The 22,027-nt window shown below is 66.3% G+C and carries 17 protein-coding genes and 1 pseudogene; 10 read left to right on the top strand and 8 right to left on the bottom strand.

All coding sequences use genetic code 11. The features are described 5' to 3' along the window. A pseudogene (locus JS533_RS02420) lies at nucleotides 1-506 on the top strand (phosphoglucomutase, alpha-D-glucose phosphate-specific); the annotation flags it as partial. A gap of 640 nt (nucleotides 507-1,146) precedes the next feature. Here JS533_RS02420 and JS533_RS02425 read toward each other — a convergent pair. Together JS533_RS02425 and JS533_RS02430 are read right to left on the bottom strand one after the other, a co-directional pair. Then, nucleotides 1,147-2,100, bottom strand: a complete 954-nt coding sequence (locus tag JS533_RS02425) for a type IV toxin-antitoxin system AbiEi family antitoxin domain-containing protein (protein WP_241512962.1) — start codon at nucleotides 2,098-2,100, stop codon at nucleotides 1,147-1,149. Nucleotides 2,101-2,480: 380 nt separating this feature from the next. Beyond that, nucleotides 2,481-2,759, bottom strand: coding sequence for a hypothetical protein (locus JS533_RS02430; protein WP_241512963.1), 279 nt, complete (start codon nucleotides 2,757-2,759; stop codon nucleotides 2,481-2,483). Nucleotides 2,760-2,974: 215 nt separating this feature from the next. Between JS533_RS02430 and JS533_RS02435 the strand changes: the two genes are divergently transcribed. Both JS533_RS02435 and rpiA read left to right on the top strand, forming a co-directional pair. Next, a complete protein-coding gene (locus JS533_RS02435; RefSeq protein WP_241512964.1) occupies nucleotides 2,975-4,072 on the top strand; it encodes a ribonuclease H family protein in 1,098 nt (365 codons plus the stop codon). A 126-nt stretch (nucleotides 4,073-4,198) separates the two neighbouring features. Continuing rightward, a complete protein-coding gene (rpiA, locus tag JS533_RS02440; RefSeq protein WP_241512965.1) occupies nucleotides 4,199-4,897 on the top strand; it encodes a ribose-5-phosphate isomerase RpiA in 699 nt (232 codons plus the stop codon). A gap of 93 nt (nucleotides 4,898-4,990) precedes the next feature. On the opposite strand, the gene JS533_RS02445 is transcribed toward rpiA, so the two are convergent. Both JS533_RS02445 and JS533_RS02450 read right to left on the bottom strand, forming a co-directional pair. Next, nucleotides 4,991-5,080, bottom strand: coding sequence for a 30S ribosomal protein bS22 (locus JS533_RS02445; RefSeq protein ID WP_004268639.1), 90 nt, complete (start codon nucleotides 5,078-5,080; stop codon nucleotides 4,991-4,993). A gap of 222 nt (nucleotides 5,081-5,302) precedes the next feature. Further along, the gene (locus JS533_RS02450; RefSeq protein ID WP_241512966.1) at nucleotides 5,303-5,965 is read right to left on the bottom strand and encodes a hypothetical protein; all 663 of its coding nucleotides are present in this window, start codon (nucleotides 5,963-5,965) and stop codon (nucleotides 5,303-5,305) included. Between the two features lie 239 nt (nucleotides 5,966-6,204). Between JS533_RS02450 and JS533_RS02455 the strand changes: the two genes are divergently transcribed. The 7 genes from JS533_RS02455 (at nucleotide 6,205) to JS533_RS02485 (ending at nucleotide 14,937) form a co-directional block, all read left to right on the top strand. Continuing rightward, nucleotides 6,205-7,731: a DNA repair protein RadA gene (locus tag JS533_RS02455; RefSeq protein ID WP_241512967.1), complete on the top strand. Its 1,527-nt coding sequence runs from the start codon at nucleotides 6,205-6,207 to the stop codon at nucleotides 7,729-7,731. A gap of 258 nt (nucleotides 7,732-7,989) precedes the next feature. After that, the gene (locus tag JS533_RS02460; protein ID WP_241512968.1) at nucleotides 7,990-9,585 is read left to right on the top strand and encodes an adenosylhomocysteinase; all 1,596 of its coding nucleotides are present in this window, start codon (nucleotides 7,990-7,992) and stop codon (nucleotides 9,583-9,585) included. Nucleotides 9,586-9,736: 151 nt separating this feature from the next. Further along, complete coding sequence (locus JS533_RS02465) at nucleotides 9,737-11,134, top strand: amidohydrolase family protein (RefSeq protein ID WP_241512969.1); 1,398 nt, start codon at nucleotides 9,737-9,739, stop codon at nucleotides 11,132-11,134. Nucleotides 11,135-11,444: 310 nt separating this feature from the next. After that, nucleotides 11,445-11,993 carry a cupin domain-containing protein gene (locus tag JS533_RS02470; RefSeq protein WP_241512970.1) on the top strand — a complete coding sequence of 183 codons (549 nt, stop codon included), beginning with the start codon at nucleotides 11,445-11,447 and terminating at the stop codon, nucleotides 11,991-11,993. A 209-nt stretch (nucleotides 11,994-12,202) separates the two neighbouring features. Beyond that, nucleotides 12,203-13,075, top strand: a complete 873-nt coding sequence (locus tag JS533_RS02475) for an ABC transporter substrate-binding protein (protein WP_241512971.1) — start codon at nucleotides 12,203-12,205, stop codon at nucleotides 13,073-13,075. A gap of 138 nt (nucleotides 13,076-13,213) precedes the next feature. Then, complete coding sequence (locus JS533_RS02480) at nucleotides 13,214-14,104, top strand: amino acid ABC transporter permease (protein WP_241512972.1); 891 nt, start codon at nucleotides 13,214-13,216, stop codon at nucleotides 14,102-14,104. Further along, nucleotides 14,101-14,937, top strand: a complete 837-nt coding sequence (locus JS533_RS02485; protein WP_241512973.1) for an amino acid ABC transporter ATP-binding protein — start codon at nucleotides 14,101-14,103, stop codon at nucleotides 14,935-14,937. The genes JS533_RS02480 and JS533_RS02485 overlap by 4 nt, the downstream gene beginning before the upstream one ends. 283 nt (nucleotides 14,938-15,220) lie before the next feature. On the opposite strand, the gene ribF is transcribed toward JS533_RS02485, so the two are convergent. From ribF to infB, 4 genes are all read right to left on the bottom strand, one after another. Then, nucleotides 15,221-16,501: a bifunctional riboflavin kinase/FMN adenylyltransferase gene (ribF, locus tag JS533_RS02490; RefSeq protein ID WP_241512974.1), complete on the bottom strand. Its 1,281-nt coding sequence runs from the start codon at nucleotides 16,499-16,501 to the stop codon at nucleotides 15,221-15,223. Between the two features lie 418 nt (nucleotides 16,502-16,919). Beyond that, on the bottom strand, nucleotides 16,920-18,041 hold the full coding sequence (truB, locus tag JS533_RS02495; protein ID WP_241512975.1) for a tRNA pseudouridine(55) synthase TruB: 1,122 nt from the start codon (nucleotides 18,039-18,041) through the stop codon (nucleotides 16,920-16,922). Between the two features lie 83 nt (nucleotides 18,042-18,124). Then, complete coding sequence (rbfA, locus tag JS533_RS02500) at nucleotides 18,125-18,676, bottom strand: 30S ribosome-binding factor RbfA (protein ID WP_241512976.1); 552 nt, start codon at nucleotides 18,674-18,676, stop codon at nucleotides 18,125-18,127. A gap of 121 nt (nucleotides 18,677-18,797) precedes the next feature. Beyond that, nucleotides 18,798-21,818: a translation initiation factor IF-2 gene (gene infB / locus JS533_RS02505; protein ID WP_241512977.1), complete on the bottom strand. Its 3,021-nt coding sequence runs from the start codon at nucleotides 21,816-21,818 to the stop codon at nucleotides 18,798-18,800. Nucleotides 21,819-22,027: the final 209 nt, after the last annotated feature.

The following is a 22,027-nucleotide window of genomic DNA, read 5'->3' on the forward strand; positions in this document are numbered from 1 at the left end:
ACCCGCTGTTCAGCGGCGAGGTCGCGTTCGGCGGCGAGGAGAGCTCCGGCATGAGCTTCCTGCGCCGCGACGGCCGCGTGTGGACCACCGACAAGGACGGCCTGATCCCCGACCTGCTGGCCGCCGAGATCACCGCCAAGACCGGCAAGAACCCGGCCCAGCTGCATCAGGAGCAGGTCGAGCGCTTCGGCGAAAGCTGGTACAAGCGCGTCGACACGCCGACCACGCTCGAGCAGAAGCAGAAGTTCGCCAAGCTGTCCGGCGACGACGTGACCGCCACCCAGCTCGCCGGCGAGGACATCACCGCCAAGCTGACCGAGGCGCCGGGCAACCACGCCAAGATCGGCGGCCTGAAGGTCACCACCAAGGACAACTGGTTCGCGGCCCGCCCGTCCGGCACCGAGAACATCTACAAGGTGTACGCCGAGTCCTTCGAGTCCCCCGAGGCGCTCGACAAGGTGCTCGCCGAGGCCACCGAGGTCGTCGACAAGGCCCTGTCCGAGTGATATGGCGTGTCATCGGCCCAAGTGACGAAGTCAGGCCGATGACACGTCTCGGGTGACGCGGCCGTGTCCCGGAACATAGATCATGTCTCGGAACACGGCCTTATCATCACCTCATCACCGGCGCATATCCGTACACATAACGACACGATCCCCGTCACCGCATCCCACGGTGGCGGGGATCATCGTATTCTCCGGGTGTCCAACATTCATAAGGCCTCGACCGACACCCGACCGCCCATCCAAAGCCCCAATCCGGTTGTGGGCATAGACCTACCATGAACGGACCTTCCGGAGGCTCTACATGACCGGTCTATGCCCACAACGTCCGTAATCACCCACGATCCAACGAACGTTATATACCGTTCATACCCACAATCCGGTGAATTATCCGGATTCTTCGGACTCTACACCGCCAGCAGCATCCGCAAAGGTCCCGTCTATACCCACAACGTCAAATCCCGTCCCCCTTCCGCCGTTCCTCTCCACACCTATCGTGGGCATAACCCGTACATTTCAGGTATTTCGGCAGATTCCAGGACATCCCACAAAGACATTCCACAAGACACTTCACGGCACAACCCGTATCCGGCCTGTCACAGGCATCGGCCTGTCACAGGCATCCGTCACCAGCAACCAATCATCAACAACCCCGCGGAACCCGGGCCTTGTCCATCTTCCTCAGCAGCGGATCACGACGCAGCGCATCACCGAACGAAAACCGGAACATGTCATCGGCAACCAGCCGAATCCTCTCCTCACGCTGCTTCTCCGCAATGACCGTATCAGGAAGGCTGCCGTTACGATACATCGCGGGATCACGGTATTTCACCTGTCCGTCAAGCTCGCCGACGATAAGACGTCCGTCCTCGGTACGCCAAGCAAAATCCACCCGGTATACGCGAGACAGGTCGCACTGATCGATGATCTCCTCCTGCAGAAGAGGCACCATATACCGTTCCTCAATCATCACGCCCAGCGAATACGCCTCGCCACCGTTCTCCGTCCTTCCGGATGCGTATCGAAGCACCTTCCGAGCCGCGGCACGACGATATCCGAGCATTGAAGCGAACGACTCCTCCAGATCGGGTTTTCCGCGCAGGCCAAGACGCAATACGGCTTCAATCACGGCGAGACCATCCGGGAACGGCAGCCTACGCGCACAGTCGAACGCACTGCGCTCCAGTGGCGTGACGCGCACACCATCGGCCAACTCGTACGCATCGTCCTTGACATAGTGATGCCGTACTTGACCATAGTCGTGAACATGCCGCTCCCGGCTCGTAACGATATGCACCGTGTCCAGGTGCCTTGTCGAATCACTGATGCCCTGCATCACCGCGGCCGTCATATCGCAAAAGACCCAATTCGGATGCATGACGGCCAACGAACGGACGATGCGCCGATACCGTTCCACACGGTCAAGGGCATTCCATTGATCGGCCCGAGCGAAGCAACGGCCGAACACCCGAACCAGCTCCCCGGCCTCCGACCGCCGACGAAGCATACGCCGATCGGCGTCGTTCGCGGCCCATATGCAAAGCCGTTGGCGTTCCGCGGCCTTGCAACGATCATTCAGCGCAATGCTCCGTTTCATAGCGATGATCATAATGAATATCCCGTCGCCGATGGGCATTATTCGACCCCTGTGGTCGAACACTCCGCGACGGTGCCTCGCACGCCTTGATTTTCTTGGGAAACGCGGCGTTCGGCGATGTCACCGTCCATGACACGATTGTGGATAACTCGGCCATCATCGGGGCCATGTCGATCAGACCATGTTGATCCGGCCATGTCGATCCGGCCACGCCAATCAGGCCACGCCATCCACATCGATCAAACCACGCCGCCCACGCCGCCCACGCCGATCAGTAACCACCCCATCACGGTCCATCATCGTCGGCCCGCCGCCGATACGGCACCACCGGCCTGCCCGTTGTTGTGCGACCTCGGCGACCATCGACCATCGACCATCCGTCAACCGAGACGGCGCTCGAGCAGCTCCTGCTGGCGGCCTTCGGCGATCAGACGCTGGCAGGCCGGGCAGATCGCGCCGTAGTCGGCGGTGCGGGACAATGCGGCGAACCGGTGGCAGATCCGGCATTCACGCAGCGAACACAGGCCGACGACGATCGCGACGGCCGTCATCATCGCCGCCGCGGCGAAATGGGCGAACACGCACAGTACGGCCGCCGACGCAAGCAGTACGGTCCCGGCGATCACGCAACGGGAGCGGGATTGCAGTCTATTGCCCATGTTTCCACCCCTTTTCGCCCTCGAGCGTAGCGCGCCAGTCCTACACGGCCCCGCTCCCCGTGTCGTGAGCGCGCACATGCGGGCCTCAACCGTCGGCGGAGCCCCGTTCCGAACGTGCGCGGCAGCACGCACGGCGGCGCGCGCAACGGCACGCACGGCAACGTGACCGGCAGCATGACCGACCGGCATCCGGCAAGCCGGCTAAGGTGGGGCGCATGACCATCACAGTTTCCACGGACGGATCCGCACTCGGCAACCCGAACGGCCCGATGGGCTGGGCCTGGGCCGACCACGTGCCGCACGCGGGCGGACGCCCCGGCCACGAGCACGGCAGCGACTGCGACGCGGGCGGCGCCACGAACGGCACGAACCAGATCGGCGAGCTGTGCGCGGTGCTCGAGGCGCTGCGCGCGCACCCCGGCTCCGAGCCGCTGGTGATCGAGACCGATTCGCAGTACGCGATCAACTGCTCGACCAAGTGGGTGCACGGCTGGAAGAAGAACGGCTGGAAGAACTCGCAGAAGAAGCCGGTGAAGAACGCGGCGCTCATCAAGGCGATCGACGCGGAGCTGTCCGCCCGCGCCGGTTCGGTGCGGTTCGTGTGGGTCAAGGGCCATGCGGGCAACGCCGGCAACGAGAAGGTCGACGAGCTGGCGCGCACGTATGCGGGCGACTGCCGTTCGCATGTGCGCGACGGCTACCTGCCGAAGGAGGGCTGGGAGTCGCTGCTCGCGTCCGAGTACGCGAAGGGCACGGACGTGCCGGCCGATGCGCGGATGCTGATGGACGGGCTGATCTCCGCGAAGGACTATCACCTGGCCCGCGGCGAGGAGTCCGGATACGACGACGCGGACGAACCGCGCACGTCGCTGGCCGATCGCCTGTCCGAACCGGAGGGCGTGCCGGACGATCTGGCCGACTTCGACGCGGCGACGACCGAGTTCTCCCGTACGGACGACGCGTCGGACGGCACGACGTCGTCCTCCGCCGAACGGCACGACGATCCCGAACGCGACGCGTCGACGGTACCGGATGACGGATCGGCGCAAGACGTAACACGCGGATCGTCCCGTCCGATCCGGCCGACGCAGCCGGGCCGGACGGCCCAGTCGCCGGCCGTCACGCAGCCCGCGCCACGGCCGTCGGGACTGACCGTGTCGGGCGAGCTGCGGTTCTCTCCCCCGCCGTCGTCGAGCCCGACGTTCGACGGGCGTCCACGGCTCATCCGCGGCAGCATCGTCGTCGAGGGCTGGGTGGACGGCGACGGCAATCTCACGCTCACGGACGCGCCGTTCGTCATCCGGCAATCATGAACACCGTGAAACTCTCCATGAAACATCGCATGGACACACCCGGGCAGCCGGCCGCATCTCGGATAGTATAGGAGTCGAGCTTGGCGCGACGAGCGCGAAGCGACGTTTCCGTGGAAGGAGAGCCATATGGATAAGGCACAGCAGGATGCACTGAAGAAGGCGGCCGGCATCGAGGCCGCCAAGCTGGTCACCGACGGCATGATCGCGGGTCTGGGCACCGGTTCGACCGTGCGGTTCCTGGTCGACGAGCTCGGCCGCCGCGTCAAGGAGGAGGGCCTGCAGTTCACCGGCGTGACCACCTCCCGCCGCACGCAGGAGCAGGCCGAGGGCTACGGCATCAAGATCGTCGACATCGACGACGTGGACCACATCGACGTGACCATCGACGGCGCGGACGAGGTCGACAAGAACTTCAACGGCATCAAGGGCGGCGGCGCGGCCCTCCTGTGGGAGAAGATCGTGGCCACCAACTCCAACCAGATCGTGTGGATCGTCGACGAGTCCAAGGTCGTCGACACCATCGGCAAGTTCCCGCTGCCGGTCGAGGTCATCCCGTTCGGCGCCGGCCATGTCATCAAGAAGTTCGAGGACAAGGGCTACAAGCCGGTGCTGCGTCTCGACGCCGAAGGCAAGCCGGTGCGCACCGACGAGAACAACTACGTCGTCGACCTGCACCTCGAGCGCATCGACCACCCGCAGGATCTGGCCGAGGACCTCATCACCACGGTCGGCGTGGTGGAGCACGGCCTGTTCCTCAACATGGTCGACAAGGTCATCGTCGGCGACCCGAACGGCCCGCGCGTCATGACCAACGGCAACAAGTGATCTGATTCCCGGACGCATTCCGGAACACGTAAAAGCCCCTTGCGGAACGATCCGTAAGGGGCTTTCGTGTTGCTCACCGAGTGAGCGAGAAGACTACTTGCGCTGGTGGCGAGTCTTACGCAGCAGTTTGCGGTGCTTCTTCTTGCTCATCCGCTTGCGGCGCTTCTTGATGACCGAACCCATCTCAGCCTCCGTTCCTAAAGTATCGAAAAGATGTCAACTTGCCCAATAGTACACGCATTCGCAGACGAATGGTACCGGCGTTCCTCACACGGGCCGTCAGCGGGCTCCCGTGCGGGTCCCGACGGGGTGCGGGGAGGGGCGTCGCACGACCCCATGCACGTGTCGCCGCACAGGTCGCGGCACTCGGCACGCCGGCCGTCGCCGCCGCGCCGCACCGCCGGATCACAGCGGGAACTTCGGGTAGAACCGCTCCACGCCGGCCTTCACGCCGGTCGCCTGGAAGACCACCGTATCGTTGCGCCACACCGCGACGGCCTTGGTGTCGTCGTTCGCATCGGTCTTGGCCACGTAGTTGCCGGTCGCCTGACCGGACACCTTCACGGTGCCGCTACCCAGTTCGGTGCCGGTGAGCGCGCCGGAGAGCGCATCGTACTGCTTCTTGGCGCTGTCGGCGGTGGACCACTGCGCGACGATCAGCGTCACGTCCTTGGCCTCGTCGCCGGTCGAATACGTGAGCGTGTACTCCTCAAGCGGCGACGCGGCGGTCCACGTGGTGCTCGCGGCGGCCGCGGTGCGCGCGTAGTTGAGCACGCTGTCGGGCATCGCCTTGAGCAGCTCGCTCGCGTTGTCCGGCAGGGCCGTGGCCTTGATGCTCGGCGTGGTCGGCTCTTCCTCTTCCTTCTTCGAGTCCGTGCCCGACGACGAGGACTGCGAATTCGTGCCCGACGACTGCGCGGTCGACTGGCTTCCGCCCTTGTTCAACGCCCAACCCGGCCACACGAAGGCGGACAGCAGGGCGAGGACGATCACCAATGCGGCGGCCACCACCACGGCGATCAGCTTGCCGTGGGACGGCGAAACGGAAGATGTTTGAGTGTTCGACATGGTTCGCATTCTCTCACAGCCGCATGACTCGTTATCCGACTTGCCGCCTGATTCGACGCGGGACTCGTTACGCGATTCGCCTGATGCCGGTATCGCCGTCCCGCCGCAGTTCCATCGTCTCCAGTCCGCCGCCGGCTCGCCCCGCTCCCGGCTCGCTCTGTCTTATCGCCGGCTCGCCGCCCCCCGTCGCCGCTATCTCGCCACCCGTCTTGTCTCCGAAGCTCGATAGCGTCGAAGCCATGGCAAAGACGACCACGCAATACCTGTGCTCGGAATGCGGCTGGAGCGGCACGAAATGGTACGGCCGCTGCCCCGAATGCGGCCAATGGGGCACGATTGAGGAGTTCCGCGAGTCGAAGCCGGCCGTCTCGGCGCAGTCTCGCACCGCCGCGCCCGGCCACACCGCGCGCACCACGGCCGGCGACATCCCCGAACGCAGTCAGGCGCGGCCGATCACGCAGGTCGACACGGACGCCGTCACGCGCATGCCGACCGGCTTCGGCGAATTCGACCGCGTGCTCGGAGGCGGCATCGTCCCCGGCTCGGTCGTGCTGGTCGCCGGCGAACCGGGCGTCGGCAAGTCGACGCTGTTGCTGGAGACGGCCGGCAACATCGCGCGGCTCGTCGCGCACGGCATCCCAAACGACGGTTCCGTCGCGACCGGAGACCATGCTGCAAACGCGCGTTCGCACCAGAGCCCGGCGCGCATCGGTCTCACGCACGCCAATCCCGTCGTCCTCTACATCTCCGGCGAAGAGTCCTCCGCACAGGTACGTCTGCGCGCCGCGCGCATCAACGCGGTCGAAGACAACCTGCTGCTCGCCTCCACCACCGATCTGGCGACCGTGCTCGGGCTCATCGAACAGGAACGGCCGGCGCTGGCGATCGTCGATTCGGCGCAGACGATCGTCTCGCAGAACGTCGACGGCATCTCCGGCGGTTCCACGCAGGTGCGCGAGGTGGCGAGCGCCCTGATCGACTCGGCGAAGAGCCTCGACGTGCCGATCCTGCTGGTCGGCCATGTCACCAAGGACGGTTCGATCGCCGGCCCGCGCACGCTGGAGCATCTCGTGGACGTGGTCTGCCAGTTCGAGGGCGATCCGGACACGGCGCTGCGTATGCTGCGCGCGGTGAAGAACCGTTTCGGCCCCACCGATGAGGTGGGCTGCTTCGACATGAGCGGCGAGGGCATCGAGGAGGTGACCGACCCGTCGGGCCTGTTCCTGTCCGCGTCCGCGCCGGGCGGCGACACTGCCGACGCGCCGGTGGAGGGCACATGCGTCACGTTCACCGTGGACGGCCATCGCAGCCTGCCGATCGAGATCCAGTCGCTGGTCACCGCTTCGGTGCTGCCGACGCCGCGGCGCGCGGTCAACGGCGTGGATTCCAACCGCATCGCGATGCTGACGGCCGTGCTGTACCGGCACGGCAAGGTGAATCTGCTGGCGAACGACCTGTATGTGTCGACGATCGCGGGCGGGCTCGCCAAGGAGCCGGCGTGCGATCTGGCGATCGTGGCCGCGCTGACGAGCGCCGCGAAGTCGCGGCCGATCCCGCGTACGACGTGCGCGATCGGCGAGATCTCGCTCACCGGTCAGGTGCGGCCGGTGCCGAGGCTGGAATACCGGCTGCGCGAGGCGGCCCGGCTCGGGTTCACGACCGCCGTGTGCCCGTCGCCGCGCAGACCGGTCAACGTGCCCGGTCTGCGCCTGGTCGAGGTGTCCACGCTGGCCGATGCGATGGCCACGCTGGGGCTGGGCCGGTGAAGCATGGTACCGCAGGTTGTTTCGCTCGATGACGCAGCCGGTTTCGGCCTGTTGTCGGGCACATCTTGCAGTTCTAGGTCGTCACGGCGAGTATCGGCACCGCTGTGGAATTCGCAATCATTGGAAAATAGCGGTTTTGGGAATACCGAAAACGGGTTTTTCGACGTCGTATCCACGCAGACGACCTAGAACTGCAAGATACGTCTCGTACCATAAGGGTTTTCGACATGATCAGGACGACCTGAAGGAGGTTTGGGCATGACCGGGCATGATTGTGCGGGATTCGCCGAGTGGGCGGCATGGTATTCGCAGCGGACGAACCGATCGTTGGCCGGCATGACGGTCTCTGTGCCGAGCGTTCAGCCAACCGACGTGGCGGATGCGGCGGACGGTACGGTAGATAATGCTACGGCCGGTGCGGCGCACGGCACGGCCGACAATGCAATGCACGCTTCGGCGCAATCGTTGCGTTTCGCCGATGCGGCCGCGCAGTGGGGCATGATCGTCGCTCACGACGATATGGATGCCATCGGCAACGCGTCCGACGTGTCCGACGCGGACGACGCGGCCGGGACCCGTCCCATCCGCCCCGGCGACGACGTGCCGGACGCGCGCGAACTGAGCGGCGGGGATGCGATCGACTACGCCGAGTCGCATATGGCCGTGCTGCGCGCACTGATGTCGCAGCTGCGGCAAACCGTTGATTTCACTGGGATTCGCATCGCCGTATGCCTGGTGCTGGAGCCGAAGACCGCGGTGCTGCTGCGTACGCTGCGCGCGGCCGGCGCGACGGTCGGAGTGTTCGCGGACCCGTCGGAGACGGATCAGCGCGTCGCCGACCAGCTGCGCCGCGAAGGCATCGCCGTGGAGGCGGACGTCCGTTGGACGCCCGAGGAGACGCAGGCCGGTGCGCTACGGCTGTTGGATACGATCCGCCCGCAGATCATCATCGATGACGGTGCAAGCTTCGCTCGTCTGGCCGCGGATCGCCGCCCCGCACTGCTGGCCGACGATTTCATCGGCGTGGCCGAGGAGACGACGAGCGGCGTGCGCGCATTCCAGGCCATGCAGGACGCGGGGGCGCTCACGTTCCCGGTGATCGCGGTCAATGACAGCGTGCTCAAAACCGGGTTCGACAACGTGCACGGCACCGGCGAGACCTGCGTGACGACGATGCAGGAGCTGCTCGGCGCGCACTGTTTCGACGGTCGGCGCGTGGCCGTGGTCGGCTATGGTCCGGTGGGCCGCGGTTTCGCGATGCGTGTGCGCGCGCTCGGCGCGACGGTGACCGTATGCGACACGGATCCGGTGGCCGCGCTCAGAGCCGTGTTCGACGGATTCGCCGCGCGGGACATCGACGACGCCGTGGCCGCGGCGGACTTCGTCATATCGGCGACCGGCGTACGGCATACGATCGCGTTGGAGCATATGCGTCTGATGCGCGAGGGGACCGTGCTGTCGGTGATCGGCGGCATCGCGAACGAGATCGCGCTCGACGACATCCCCGACTTCCGTCACGACAACGCGCGCAGCATCGGCACGATCGCCGTGCCGGACGGTCCGACGCTCACCCTGCTGGCGGAGGGCGACGGCGTCAACTACACGGCCGGCGGCGGCAATCCGATCGAGATCATGGACTTGAGTTTTGCCGTGCAGGCGAGCGCGGTCGCCTATCTGCTCGCCCATCGCGGCATGGCGGTCGCCCCGCTCTCCCCCGGCCTGCACCGGCTCGATGCGGAATCCGATCGACGCATCGCGCGCATCGCGCTTGCGGTGCGCGGCCAGTCGGCCAGCCACGCCGTCGCGGACAACGGCTACGACTGGCGGCTCACCCGCTTCGCCGACGCCAACTGACACCGGATCCGAACCCAGCGTCTCCGCTCATACCGTGTCCAGCGCGCCCGGCAGGCCCATCAGGCCCGGCCGATCCTCGCCGAGAGCGCCCGCACGACACGGCCACGCCCCGCCATTCGAGACGGCCACCACCAACCGGTATAAAGGAACCATGACCACAACCGACGATTTCGACCCGCTGTATGCGGCCGCGCATCCGGCGCCATTGACCGAGGTGACGCTGTACAGCGCCCCGCTCATCATCCCCGTGACCGGCCCGGTGATCCTGGACGGCGCGATCGCCGTGTCCGGCAGCCGCGTGGTGCATGTCGGCACGCGACGCTGGGTGCTCGACACGCTCAGGCAGGACATGGCCGCGAACGCCCGCATTGAGGAGCATCACTGGCATGGCGTGATCACGCCCGGCCTGATCAATGCGCACACGCACCTGCAGTACACGAACATGTCCGAGGTGGGCCGCGGCACGTACCAGAGCTTCCGCGACTGGGAGCTCGGCTTCAACCCGGTGTACGAGCGGCTGTGCGAGGAGGGCGACTGGAAGGCGTCGGCCGAAGAGGGCGCGCGCATGATGGTCGAGGCGGGCACCACCGCCGCGGCCGACATCGTCACCGACCCGGAGGCGGCCGGCGCGCTCGCCTCGCAGGGCATGCACGGCGTGGCCTACTGGGAGGTGATGGACTGGCGCAACGACGAGTGGCGCAAGGTCGGCGTGCGCGAGCTCGTGCGTCACTTGGGCCGTATGCGCGCGGAGGACCTGCCGAGCGTGGGCATCAGCCCGCACGCGCCGTACACGCTGGAGACCGCGCCGTTCGTGGATCTGCCGGACATCGCGCGCCAGCTCGACATGCGTCTGCACATCCACTTGGCGGAAACGCCGATGGAGGCCGGCGCACACGGCGCGGAAGGCACGTTGTCCACGTATTCGGCGGCGTCGTGGCGCGACGAGAACTGGACCAGCTACCAGCAGCTCAAGGATGCGGGCCAGGGCGCGTCCGCGATCCAGTTCCTCGACCAGTTGGGTTCGCTCGGCCCGGACGTGCATATCGCGCACGGCGTGTGGGCCGACGCGGAGGATCGTCGCATCCTGCGCCAGCGCGGGGTCGGCGTCGCGCTGTGTCCGCGGTCGAATAGGATCACCGTGACCGGCCGCGATGCGCCGATCCGCGAGTATCTGGAGGAAGGCAATCTGCTGGCGGTCGGCACGGATTCGCTGTCGAGCTCGCCGAGCCTGGATGTGCTCGACGATGTGGCGATGCTGTACGATCTGGCCCGCGAGCAAGGGTATGCCGGCGACGATCTGTCGCACCGGCTGATCCGCATGATGACGCTCGGCGGCGCGCAGGAGCTCGGCATGCACGTCGGCGCGGGCCGTATCGGCCAGATCAACGCGGGCGCGATGGCCGACCTCGCGTTCTTCGACGTGCCCGTGTACGTGGCCACGCCGCGCGGCATCGAGGACACGCTCGAGGAGCTCGTCCGCCACGGCGCCGGCACCAACCGCGCCACCGTCATCTCCGGCCGCGTCGTCTACAACGACGGCGCGTTCTAGTGGCCGGTCGCACCATCCTCTGTTGGCCAGGAACCAACGCAAAATGTCACCATGGCGTTGGTTTCTGTCCAGTAACCCCGGCGGCTCTCCATAAACCAACGCTCATACGCCGCTTCGTGTTGGTTTATGGCCAGCAGCCCCGGCAAGCTCCCACGAACCAACGCTTATACGCCGTTTTGCGTTGGTTTCCGACCAGTAATGCCCGTACTCTCCACAGACAAACGCTTATACGCCGTTTCGTGTTGGTTTGTGGAGAGTACGGAGCCGTGGCGGTTTCGGCGGCTTCCATCAATCACAAGGAGTTTTCGATATGAGCATCGCATTGGAGAACATGAGCGAATACGCACGTTCCGTCGTGGAACGGCTCGGACTCGAGGCGCATCCGGAGGGCGGCTGGTACGTGCGCGACTGGCAGTCGCCGATCGGCGCGCCCGAGCCGGCCGCCGACCGTCCGCTCGCCTCGCTGATCTACTTCCTGCTGCCGGAGGGCGACGCAAGCGCCTGGCACAAGGTCGACGCGGACGAACTGTGGCTGTGGCACGGCCCGGCGACCGTCACGCTGGAACTCGGCGGCAGCGGCGACCAGCCGGCCGACGATCCGGCCGGAATCAAGACGATCGTGCTCGGTTCCGGTATCGCGGACGCCGGTGCGACTGATACAGCCGATCAGGCACACGATGATTCGGCTCATGCATCGGCCGACCTCGCTTCCGGCGGTCCGGTGCCGACCGCAACTCCGGTCGGTCACGAGGTCGTCCCCGCCGGCGTGTGGCAGCGCACCGTTCCCGGCCCCGGCGACGCGCTCGTCTCCTGCGTCGTCTCCCCCGGATTCACGTTCGCCGGCTTCACCCTGCAGTGACGCCGATCCGGCGCCGATCCGATAACGCGCCATAGCCAAAGGCGATGGCCTTCGGCGCGCGTCCGTAATGGGCTGGCCGTAGAATTGGCGCGATGCGCCAAACCGCAGGCCGCCGATTCCCATATGCCGTGCAGATCCCGCATAGTCGATCCCGCATGGTCAGGCCGCGAACGCGCAGATCAGATTCAGGAATAGAGAGGAAAACCATCATGTTCACCAAGAAGGGCCTTGTCCGCGCGGCCGTCGCCACGGTCAGCACCGTCGCGCTCGCGTTCTCCGCGGCGTGCGGTTCGTCCAACAACAACAGCGACGCCAACGCAAGCTCCAACGCCGACAGCTCCGATATCACGCAGCAGACCGTCACCCCGGGCAAGCTCACCATCGCCACCGGCGACCCGGCGTACGAGCCGTGGGTCATGAACGACAAGCCGGAGTCCGGCGAGGGCTTCGAGGCCGCGCTCGCGTACGACGTGGCCGAAAAGCTCGGCTTCGACAAGTCCGACGTCGTCTGGACGCGCACCACGTTCGACTCGGCCATCGCCCCGGGCGCCAAGGACTGGGATCTCAACATCCAGCAGTTCGGCATCACCGACGAGCGCAAGCAGGCCGTCGACTTCTCGTCCGGCTACTACAAGGACACGCAGTCGGTCGTCGTCAAGAAGGACGGCAAGTTCGCGTCCGCCACGTCGCTCGCCGATCTTAAGGATGCGGTGATCGGCGTCATGGTCGGCACGCAGGCGTACACGATCGTCAAGGACAAGATCAAGGACGACATCCAGACCTTCAACGACGACGCCTCGCTCGCGCAGGCGCTTGAGGCCGGCCAGATCGACGCGCTGGTGACCAACACGGTCGAGAGCGTGTACATGGTCCAGTCCGAGCAGGTCAAGGACGCCAAGGTGCTCGGCCGCATCGCCGGCTCCGAGGACAAGGACGGCCTGGGCATCGTGCTGCCGAAGGATTCCAAGCTCACGTCGGCCGTCACCAAGGCCGTGGACGATCTGAACGCGGACGGCACGCTCAAGCAGCTGCAGGACAAGTGGCTGGCCGAGTACACGACCGATCTGACCGAACTCAAGTAGTCGGCCGCATCCCGACATCCGATATACAGACGGCCGAACCGGCCCGGGTCGCTTCCGCGACGCACGTTCGCATTGTACGTTCGCATCGCGGAGGCGGCCGGGCGAACCGGTTCGGCCTTCGCAATAGAATCCTTGATTATGGTCGATTCGCAATCCACGCATGATCCCGCCGTCGCGGCCGCGCAGCCGCCGGTGAGCGAGGTCGAACTCTCCCGTCGTGCCTACCGGCGCACGCAACAGCTCAAGTCGGTGGTCACGAGTCTCGTCAGCACGATCGTGCTGGCCGTCATCATCGTCACCGGACTCCAGCTCTCCCCCGGCTGGCCGCGCGTCAAGCAGACGTTCTTCTCCGCCGAATACTTCGCGAAATCGTTCCCGGACGTGCTCGACGGCCTGTGGCTCAACATCAAGGTGCTCGTCATCGCGGTGATCGGCGTCGCGATCTTCGCCACGATCATCGCGCTCGTGCGCACCAGCAAAAGCCCGGTCATGTTCCCGCTGCGAGCGTTGGCGGCGCTGTACACGACCGTCATGCGCGGCATCCCGATGATCGTCATCCTGTATCTGATCGGCTTCGGCATCCCCGGACTCCAGCTCACCAAGCAGCGCATCGACCCGTCGCTGCTCGGCACGATCGCCGTGATCATGGGCTACAGCGCGTACGTGGCCGAGGTGCTGCGCGCCGGTTTCAACGACGTGCACCCGTCGCAGCGCGCGTCCGCGCGTTCGCTGGGACTTACGGCCGGGCAGACGACGTGGCTGGTGGTCGTGCCGCAGGCGCTGCGCAAGGTCGCGCCCGCGCTGATGAACGACTTCATCTCGATGCAGAAGGACGTCGGCCTCATCTCCGTGCTGGGCGCGGTGGATGCGGTGCGCGCGGCGCAGATCGAAGTGGCCAGCTCGTACAACTTCACGCCGTATGTGGTGGCGAGCCTGCTGTTCATTCTGATGAGCGTGCCGTTCATTCTGTTGAACGACTGGTATTCGGAGCGTCTGCGCAGGCGCGAACAGAGCGGAGGCACGGTATGAGCGGCATCGCGAACAACGGAGCGAACGGTACGAACGTCCAGGTGCGGAACGCCCGAAACGCCGCCGTCGAGCTCGGCGAGGGACTGGTCACCTCGGCCGAGCTGCCGGTGTTGCGTCTCGACAACATTCGCAAGTCCTTCGGTTCCACGCAGGTGCTGCGCGGCATCTCGTTCGAGGTCAGGCAGCATGAGGTCGTGGCGCTGCTCGGCCCGTCCGGTTCGGGCAAGTCCACGCTGATGAAGTGCGTGAACCTGCTCGAACAGGTCGACGACGGCCAGATCTGGCTCGGCGACACGGACATCACCGACCCGCGGGCGAATCAGGACAAGATCCGCGCGCGCATCGGCGTCGTGTTCCAGCAGTTCAACCTGTTCCCACACATGTCGGTGCTCAGGAACGTCACGCTCGCCGCGATCAAGGTGCATTACTGGAAGCGCGACCGCGCCGAGGCCCGTGCGCTGGAGCTGCTGGATCGTATCGGCATGCGCGCGAAGGCGAACTCGTATCCCGACCAGCTGTCCGGCGGCCAGCAGCAGCGTGTGGCGATCGCCCGCGCGCTGATGACCGACCCGGAACTGCTGCTGCTCGACGAGATCACGTCCGCGCTCGACCCGATGCTCGTCGGCGAGGTGCTCAACATGGTCGCCGAACTCAAGTCGCAGGGCACGACGATTCTGATGGCCACGCACGAGATGAGCTTCGCGCACGACGCGGCCGATCGCGTGGTGCTGATGCGTCACGGCGTCATCGCCGAGAACGGCACCCCGCAGCAGGTGATGGACGAATCCGAGGATCCGGAGACCCGCGAGTTCTTCGCCCACTTCCGCCACTAAGGAATCGCGCTTCGCGCGATACTGTTTATTGGCGGCGCATCCGCGCCGCGGAGCTCCCCCACCCGGCTCCGCCGGGAGCCCCCCTCAGTGAGGGGCCTGCGAGGCGTATCACGGCTGTCATGGCCTTCGTTAGCTCTAAGCTTAAATTGTTGGCATAGTGAAGCTGGCAGTAGCCTCGGCTCCCTCACTGAGGGAGCTGTCAGCCGCAGGCTGACTGAGGGAGCTCCGCGGCCGAAGGCCGCCAGTAACGCAGCATCGCGCTTCGCGCGATCCCTTTACTCCGTCACTCGGCGGTCAGCCGCTTGGTCTCCTCGACGTTGCGGCCGAGTTCGGCGACGAGGTCGTCGGCCGAATCGAACTTGACCTGCGGGCGCAGGAAGCCAGCGAATTCGACGCGCACGCGGTGGCCGTACAGTTCCAGCCAGTCGTCGGTGATCGCATACGATTCGACCACGCGCTCGTGCAGACCCGTCTTCTCACTGAACGTCGGCTTGGTGCCGATCGAAATCGCCGCCGGCCAACGCCACGGCGAGCCGTCCGCGATGCGCGCGCGATCGTCGGAGGCGACGCGGTCGGTCGCGGCATTGTCCGCACCGTTCGCGTCGGCGGTGCCGTTCGTGCCGCCGGTCCCGGCATCATCCCCGGCGGCAGCGGACGACTCCCCGGCCCCGGCCGGCCCCATGTCGACCAGCCATCCCGCGTACACGCCGTCCACCGGCAGATAGCCGACGATCGATCCTTCGTCCAGATTCGCGGTCGGGAAGCCGATCGTGCGGCCGCGTTCCTCGCCGTGCACCACGACGCCCTCCACCGCATGACGGTGGCCGAGGATCCCGTTCGCGTCCACAATGCGCCCCTGCGACAGCAGGTAGCGCACGTTCGTGGAACTCCAGATGCGGTGCAGCCTGGCCTGATGCTTCTTGCTCCACGCTCGCAGCTCCGCCTTCGTCAGACCGGCGAGCGGGTCGGCCGGCTCGCCCCATTCAACCGGCATGTGCGGCTGGGCGTCGACCGGAATGCGCACGTTGCCGGGACCGGCATCGTCGACGACCTCCAGTTCGAACACGCCTGTCGCGGCGGCGAGGTTGGCGATCGCCTTCACATCGCCGGCGCGGTCCTTGCCCATCGCCGCGTCGGAGCCGAGCACGAGCGCGCGCATGCCGAGCTTGCCGACCATCTGACCGAGGAAGAAACGGTAGGATTTCGCGGCGAACGCCATCGTGTAGCGCACCACCAGCACATGGTCGACGCCCATGTCGCGCATCATGCGGATGCGATCGTTCGCGCCGGTAAGCGCCTGCGTGTCCGGCGTGCCCTCCGGCACATCCATGCCGTCATGTTCGGCGGCGTACCGATGCGCCATGCCGGGGCGCGGGTCGAACAGCACCACCACGGAAAACGCGCCGAAACGCCGTGCGATCTCCACCGTACGCGCGATCACGGCCTGATGACCGCGGTGCATGCCGTCGAAGACGCCGATGGTGACCACGGACTTCTTGCTTGTGCTCAGCGTGGGCCAAGCGACCAGTCCGGTCGGATCGGGGGTAAGTCGAGTGATGTTCATGCCGTTCCTCGTATATCTTGTGTCGTGATTGTTCATGCGCGTATGGCAGCACGCATCCGATGCGATCCAATAACCGCGTCCACTCTAGCAGTTTTCACCGCTGCCGTCAGCGCCGGCTTGCTCCCCTCCTGGCAGGCATGCCCGCCATGCGGTTCCTCGCCGTCTGGCATGGTCATCCCATCGATGACCCACCCGCAACCATCGATCACCAATCAGAACGATTATCTCGCTTACGTGTAGCGGTTTTTCACCGCGCATAATGCTATCTGGCTTACGTGTAGCGGCTCAGCCGCATGAGACATGGTATCAACGCCGGATTTGTAACGTTCATACTCGGCCTTCGCCTCCCTGACCGCTACACGTAAGCCAGATAGATGCAGGCAGGAAGCAAAAACCGCTACACGTAAGCCAGATAGGCTCATGCCGAGGCGAACACGACCACCGGTGTGGCCTCGCCGCGTTTGGCGCGCCTGACGATCGCCGCCACATCGCCGCCACGGGGGTCGGAGCCGGCTCCGAAGCCGCCCGCAGCGGGCACGACGGCCGCGCTCACTTCACGGATGTCGTACGGGATGCGCCTGCCGAACCGCAGGTTCGTGGCATCCTCCTCGGTGATGTCGATCACCGGCATGGTCGCGCGCACCGCAGCTTCCATGCTCAACGTCCGCGCGAGCAGTTCGTCGCCGGTCTGGTCGAGTACGGCCCGGTTGCGCGTCACCGTTTCACCGGTGCGGTTGACGAACGTGCGCATTTCGACGTGCGCGGTCGCGACATGCGCCGCGACGTCCGGAGACGCGAGGTCGAACCGGCCGACGCGCGTGCGCCGCAGCCGGGTCAGGTAGCCGCCGCATCCGAGGATCATGCCGAGATCACGGCCGAGTGCACGGATGTACGTGCCGGCCGAACAGTTCACACGCACGTCGAGGTCGATCACCGGCACCGTTCCCGGTTCGGGCCCGGCAGCCGACAGTCCGCTGATCAGAGGCCCGTCGGTACGACCCGCGTCCGTGTATCCGGCGCGCATGTCGAGCACGTCGAACGAATCGACGGTGACCGGCCGAGCCTCGAGCGCGACCTCCTTGCCGTCGCGCGCGAGATCGTAGGCGCGTTGTCCGTTGATCTTGATCGCCGAATACGCGTTCGGCACCTGTTCGATCGTGCCGGTGAGCCGTTCGGCGATGGTGCGTTCGATGGTGTCGCGGTCCAGCGACGCGACGCGCGACGTGATCGTGTCCGCGGCCGAGGAGTCCGGCTCGATGAACGCGCCGTCCGCGTCGTCGGTTTCGGTGGCGCGGCCGAGCCGGATCGTCGCCTCGTACGTCTTGTCGTGGTCGACGATGTAGCTGAGCAGTTTCGTCGCGTTGCCGAAGCCGATGACGAGCACGCCGGTGGCCATCGGGTCGAGCGTGCCCGCATGGCCGACTTTTTTGGTGTGCAGACCGGCGCGCACGGCGGCGACCAGATCGTGGCTGGTCACGCCGCGCGGCTTGTCGACGACAAGCAGTCCGGACGGTTGGGCTTGCTGCGATTGCGCGGCCATGAATCACCTCGATGCTGGGTTGGGATCGGTTCCGGATTGTTCCGGATCGGGTTGTTGCGCGGGGAGACTTACGGATGGCCCGGTCAGGCTTCGGCGTCGCCGTCCTCGACCGTCACCTCGTCGTCATCCCCGAAATCCTCATCCTCGTCGTACTCGTCGTCGAAATCGTCGTCATCCGCGAAATCGTCCGCATCCTCACGCTCCTCGGGATGCTTGTACGGATCCGCGTCGCCCGCGTACTGCGCGGTTTCGCGCGCGCGGGCCAGCTCCTCGTCGCGCTTGCGCGCCACGGCGAGGATGTCCTCGATTTCGGTGGCCTCGCCGGGCACCTCGTCGAAGACGAACTGCAGCTGCGGGGTCAGGCGCAGGCCGGCCTTGGAGCCGACGAGCGAGCGCAGACGGCCCTTGGCCTGGTCGAGCGCCTGCTTGGCGCGCTTGCGTTCGCCGTCCTCCTTGCCTTCGTGGCCGAGCTGCGTCCAGTAGATCTTGGCGATCTGCAGATCGTTGGTGACGCGCACTTCGGTGATGGTCACGTTCGCGAGCCGCTTGTCGTGCAGCTGGGCCTCCATCGAGGAGGCGATGACGCGCTGGATGAGCGCGGCGATGCGTGCCGCGCGCGGATTCGTTCCTGCCATGGGACAGTCCTTTCCTATGCCGATTCCCTAATGCTGATGCACATACCGGTCCGATGCCGGTGCCAAACGCAAACGGCCCCCTCGGCTGAGGGCTGAGGGGGCCGGATGATATGGGGTTGCGCTACTTGCGCTCGACCTCGCGCATTTCGAAGGTCTCGATGATGTCGCCCACTTCGATGTCGTTGAAGGAGCCGAGGTTGATGCCGGCCTCGTAGCCTTCCGCCACCGAGTTGACGTCGTCCTTGAAGCGACGCAGCGAGGAGATCTCGAGATCGTTGACCGTGGCGACGCCGTTGCGCAGGATACGGCACTTCGTGCCGCGCTTGACCTCGCCGTCCTGCACCATGACGCCGGCGATGTTGCCGAACTTGGAGGAGCGGAAGATCTCGCGGATCTCGGAGTGGGAGGTGACGACCTCCTCGTATTCCGGCTTGAGCATGCCCTTGAGCGCGGCCTCGATGTCCTCGATCGCCTTGTAGATGATCGAGTAGTACTTGATCTCGACGCCCTCGCGGTCGGCCAGATCCTGCACCTGACGGTTCGGGCGCACGTTGAAGCCGATGATGACGGCCTTGTCGACCGTGGCGAGGTTGACGTCGTTCTGCGTGATCGCGCCGACGCCGCGGTGGATGACCTGGATGCCGACCTCGTCGGAGACCTCGATCTTCATCAGGGAGTCCTCCAGCGCCTCGACGGAGCCGGACGAATCGCCCTTGATGACGATGTTGAGCATGTCCACCTCGGACTTGGCGAACTGCTCCTTGAGGGATTCGAGCGAGACGATCTTGCGGCGCTTGGCGAGCTGCGCGGCGCGTTCGGTGGCCTGGCGCTTCTCGGCGATCTGGCGGGCCGTGCGGTCGTCCGGGGCGACGAGGAACAGGTCGCCTGCGGTCGGCACGGAGGTCAGGCCGAGCACCTGCACCGGCGTGGACGGGCCGGCTTCCTTCATGTGGTTGCCGTTCTCGTCGAGCATCGCGCGGACGCGACCGTACGACGTGCCGGCGACGATCGCGTCGCCGATGTGCAGCGTACCCTGCTGGACGAGCACGGTCGCCACCGCACCGCGGCCCTTGTCGAGTCGCGCTTCGATGGTCGCGCCGCGGGCGTCCATGTTCGGGTTCGCACGCAGGTCGAGGTCGGCGTCGGCGGTGAGCAGCACCGCTTCGAGCAGCTTGTCGACGTTCGTGCCCTGCTTGGCCGAGATGTCGACGAACATGGTGTCGCCGCCGTAGTCCTCGGCCACGAGACCGAACTCGGTGAGCTGGCCGCGCACCTTGTCGGGGTTCGCGCCCGGCTTGTCGATCTTGTTGACGGCCACGACGATCGGCACGTTGGCGGCCTTCGCGTGGTTGATGGCCTCGACGGTCTGCGGCATGACGCCGTCGTCCGCGGCCACGACGATGATCGCGACGTCGGTGATCTCCGCACCGCGGGCACGCATGGCGGTGAACGCCTCGTGGCCCGGGGTATCGAGGAACGTGATCTTGCGCTTCTCGCCGTCAAGGTCGACGGTCACCTGGTAGGCGCCGATGCGCTGCGTGATGCCGCCGGCCTCGCGCGCCACGACGTTGGTCTGGCGGATGCGGTCGAGCAGCTTGGTCTTACCGTGATCGACATGGCCCATGACGGTGACGACCGGCGGACGCGGCTGAAGATCCTCGTCCTCCTGCAGCTCTTCCTCGTCGAGGTCGATGTCGAACTGCTGGAGCAGCTCCTTGTCCTCTTCCTCGGCGGAGACGATCTTGATGTTCCAGCCGATCTCCTCGCCGAGGATCTGGAAGGTGGACTCGTCGAGCGACTGCGTGGCCGTGGCCATTTCGCCGAGGTGGAACAGCACGGTGACGAGGGCCGCCGGATTGACGTTGATCTTCTCCGCGAGATCGGCGAGGGACGCGCCCTGACGCAGACGGACGGTCTGTCCGTTGCCGGTCGGGATGCGCACGCCGCCGATGACCGGGGCCTTCATCTCCTGGAATTCCTGACGCTTCGCCAGACGGTTCTTACGCGCCTTCGAGGACTTGCCACCCTGACGGCCGAATGCGCCCGCGGCACCGCCGCGACCGCGGCCGCCGCCGCGGGACGGACCGCTGTTGCTCGGCGAGGAGCCGCCGCCCTGATAGCCGCCCTGGCCGCCGCCGAAACGGCTGCCGCCGGCGTTCTGGCCGGGACGCGGAGCGCCCTGCGCGCCGCCCTGACCCGGACGGTTGTGGCCCCACTGGCCCGGACGCGGAGCGCCCTGCGCGCCGCCCTGACCCGGACGACCGCCACGGAAGCCGCCACGGCCGCCGCCCTGGCCCGGACGGCCGCCGCGACCGCGGCCTTCGTTGTTGTTCGCGGTGGGACGCGCCATCGGATGCGGGCGCGGAATGTCGCCCGGCGTGGGCGTATGCATGCCCTGCTTGCGGCTGAACGGATTGTTGCCCGGACGCGGACCCGGAGTCGGGACGGCGCCGTTGGCCTGCGGCTGGCCGGCCGGACGCGGCGCATGCGGCGTCGGCGCGGCCGGACGTGCGCCGTTCGCGTTGCCGCGCGGCTGATGATTGCCGCCGTTCATACGCTGCTGGCCGTCGCGGCCATGACCGCCCTCGCGGCGGCCGTCACGGCCGTCACGGCGATCATCGCGACGTCCGTCGCGCTCGCGCATCGGACGACCGTCGCGGCCGCCGTCACGACGGGAGTCGCGGCGATCCTCACGGCCTTCGCCGGGACGTCCCGGACGGGCCGCGGACGGACCCGGCTTGTGGGCGCCCATCGCGCCCGGGGTCGGCATGCCCGGCCGGGGCGCGGCCGGGGCCGGCTTGGCGGTCTCGGCGTGCGGGGCCGGCACCGCGGCCGGAGCGGCCGGGGTCGCCGAAGCCGCGTGCGGGGCCGGGGACGGAACATGCGCATTGGAAGTATTGGAGGCCTGCGGCGCCTTGGGCGCGGGCTTGGCCGGGGACGGTGCGGACTTGGCCGCGCTGGCGGCCGGCGCCTTGGCGCCCGACTGCTCCTTGAACGCGGACCTCAGACGACGGACCACCGGCGCCTCGACGGTTGAAGATGCGGACTTGACGAATTCTCCCATGTCCTTGAGCTTTGCCAGGACATCCTTGCTTTCCACGCCAAGTTCCTTGGCCAAATCATACACGCGTGCTTTCGCCACTAAAATTTCTCCTATCCGAACCGCGCGTATGACGGCGCGGTCAATGTTTGGTTCTCGAGAGCCCACCCTGTTTCATCGTGCGACGTCTCATCGTGCGACCATGATCGTGCTACCTCGTTCTTCGCAATCAAGGCATGACCGTGCGGCACGACCATGCTTGGATTCCGTGACAAGCATACTCGCGCCGTTGGATGTGCGCGCATGTCGCG

The sequence above is a fragment of the Bifidobacterium amazonense genome (assembly GCF_018555435.2).
GTDB classification, from domain to species: Bacteria; Actinomycetota; Actinomycetes; order Actinomycetales; family Bifidobacteriaceae; genus Bifidobacterium; species Bifidobacterium amazonense.

What these genes read in the sequence shown, in the direction of transcription:
- truB (WP_241512975.1), bottom strand. Translation starts at nt 18,041, where the DNA reads ATGGCCGCGCAATCGCAGCAAGCCCAACCGTCCGGACTGCTTGTCGTC.
- JS533_RS02460 (WP_241512968.1), top strand. Translation starts at nt 7,990, where the DNA reads ATGACCGGGCATGATTGTGCGGGATTCGCCGAGTGGGCGGCATGGTAT.
- JS533_RS02425 (WP_241512962.1), bottom strand. Translation starts at nt 2,100, where the DNA reads ATGAAACGGAGCATTGCGCTGAATGATCGTTGCAAGGCCGCGGAACGC.
- JS533_RS02445 (WP_004268639.1), bottom strand. Translation starts at nt 5,080, where the DNA reads ATGGGTTCGGTCATCAAGAAGCGCCGCAAGCGGATGAGCAAGAAGAAG.
- JS533_RS02465 (WP_241512969.1), top strand. Translation starts at nt 9,737, where the DNA reads ATGACCACAACCGACGATTTCGACCCGCTGTATGCGGCCGCGCATCCG.
- JS533_RS02475 (WP_241512971.1), top strand. Translation starts at nt 12,203, where the DNA reads ATGTTCACCAAGAAGGGCCTTGTCCGCGCGGCCGTCGCCACGGTCAGC.
- rbfA (WP_241512976.1), bottom strand. Translation starts at nt 18,676, where the DNA reads ATGGCAGGAACGAATCCGCGCGCGGCACGCATCGCCGCGCTCATCCAG.
- rpiA (WP_241512965.1), top strand. Translation starts at nt 4,199, where the DNA reads ATGGATAAGGCACAGCAGGATGCACTGAAGAAGGCGGCCGGCATCGAG.
- ribF (WP_241512974.1), bottom strand. Translation starts at nt 16,501, where the DNA reads ATGAACATCACTCGACTTACCCCCGATCCGACCGGACTGGTCGCTTGG.
- JS533_RS02435 (WP_241512964.1), top strand. Translation starts at nt 2,975, where the DNA reads ATGACCATCACAGTTTCCACGGACGGATCCGCACTCGGCAACCCGAAC.
- JS533_RS02455 (WP_241512967.1), top strand. Translation starts at nt 6,205, where the DNA reads ATGGCAAAGACGACCACGCAATACCTGTGCTCGGAATGCGGCTGGAGC.
- JS533_RS02485 (WP_241512973.1), top strand. Translation starts at nt 14,101, where the DNA reads ATGAGCGGCATCGCGAACAACGGAGCGAACGGTACGAACGTCCAGGTG.
- JS533_RS02470 (WP_241512970.1), top strand. Translation starts at nt 11,445, where the DNA reads ATGAGCATCGCATTGGAGAACATGAGCGAATACGCACGTTCCGTCGTG.
- JS533_RS02430 (WP_241512963.1), bottom strand. Translation starts at nt 2,759, where the DNA reads ATGGGCAATAGACTGCAATCCCGCTCCCGTTGCGTGATCGCCGGGACC.
- JS533_RS02450 (WP_241512966.1), bottom strand. Translation starts at nt 5,965, where the DNA reads ATGTCGAACACTCAAACATCTTCCGTTTCGCCGTCCCACGGCAAGCTG.
- JS533_RS02480 (WP_241512972.1), top strand. Translation starts at nt 13,214, where the DNA reads ATGGTCGATTCGCAATCCACGCATGATCCCGCCGTCGCGGCCGCGCAG.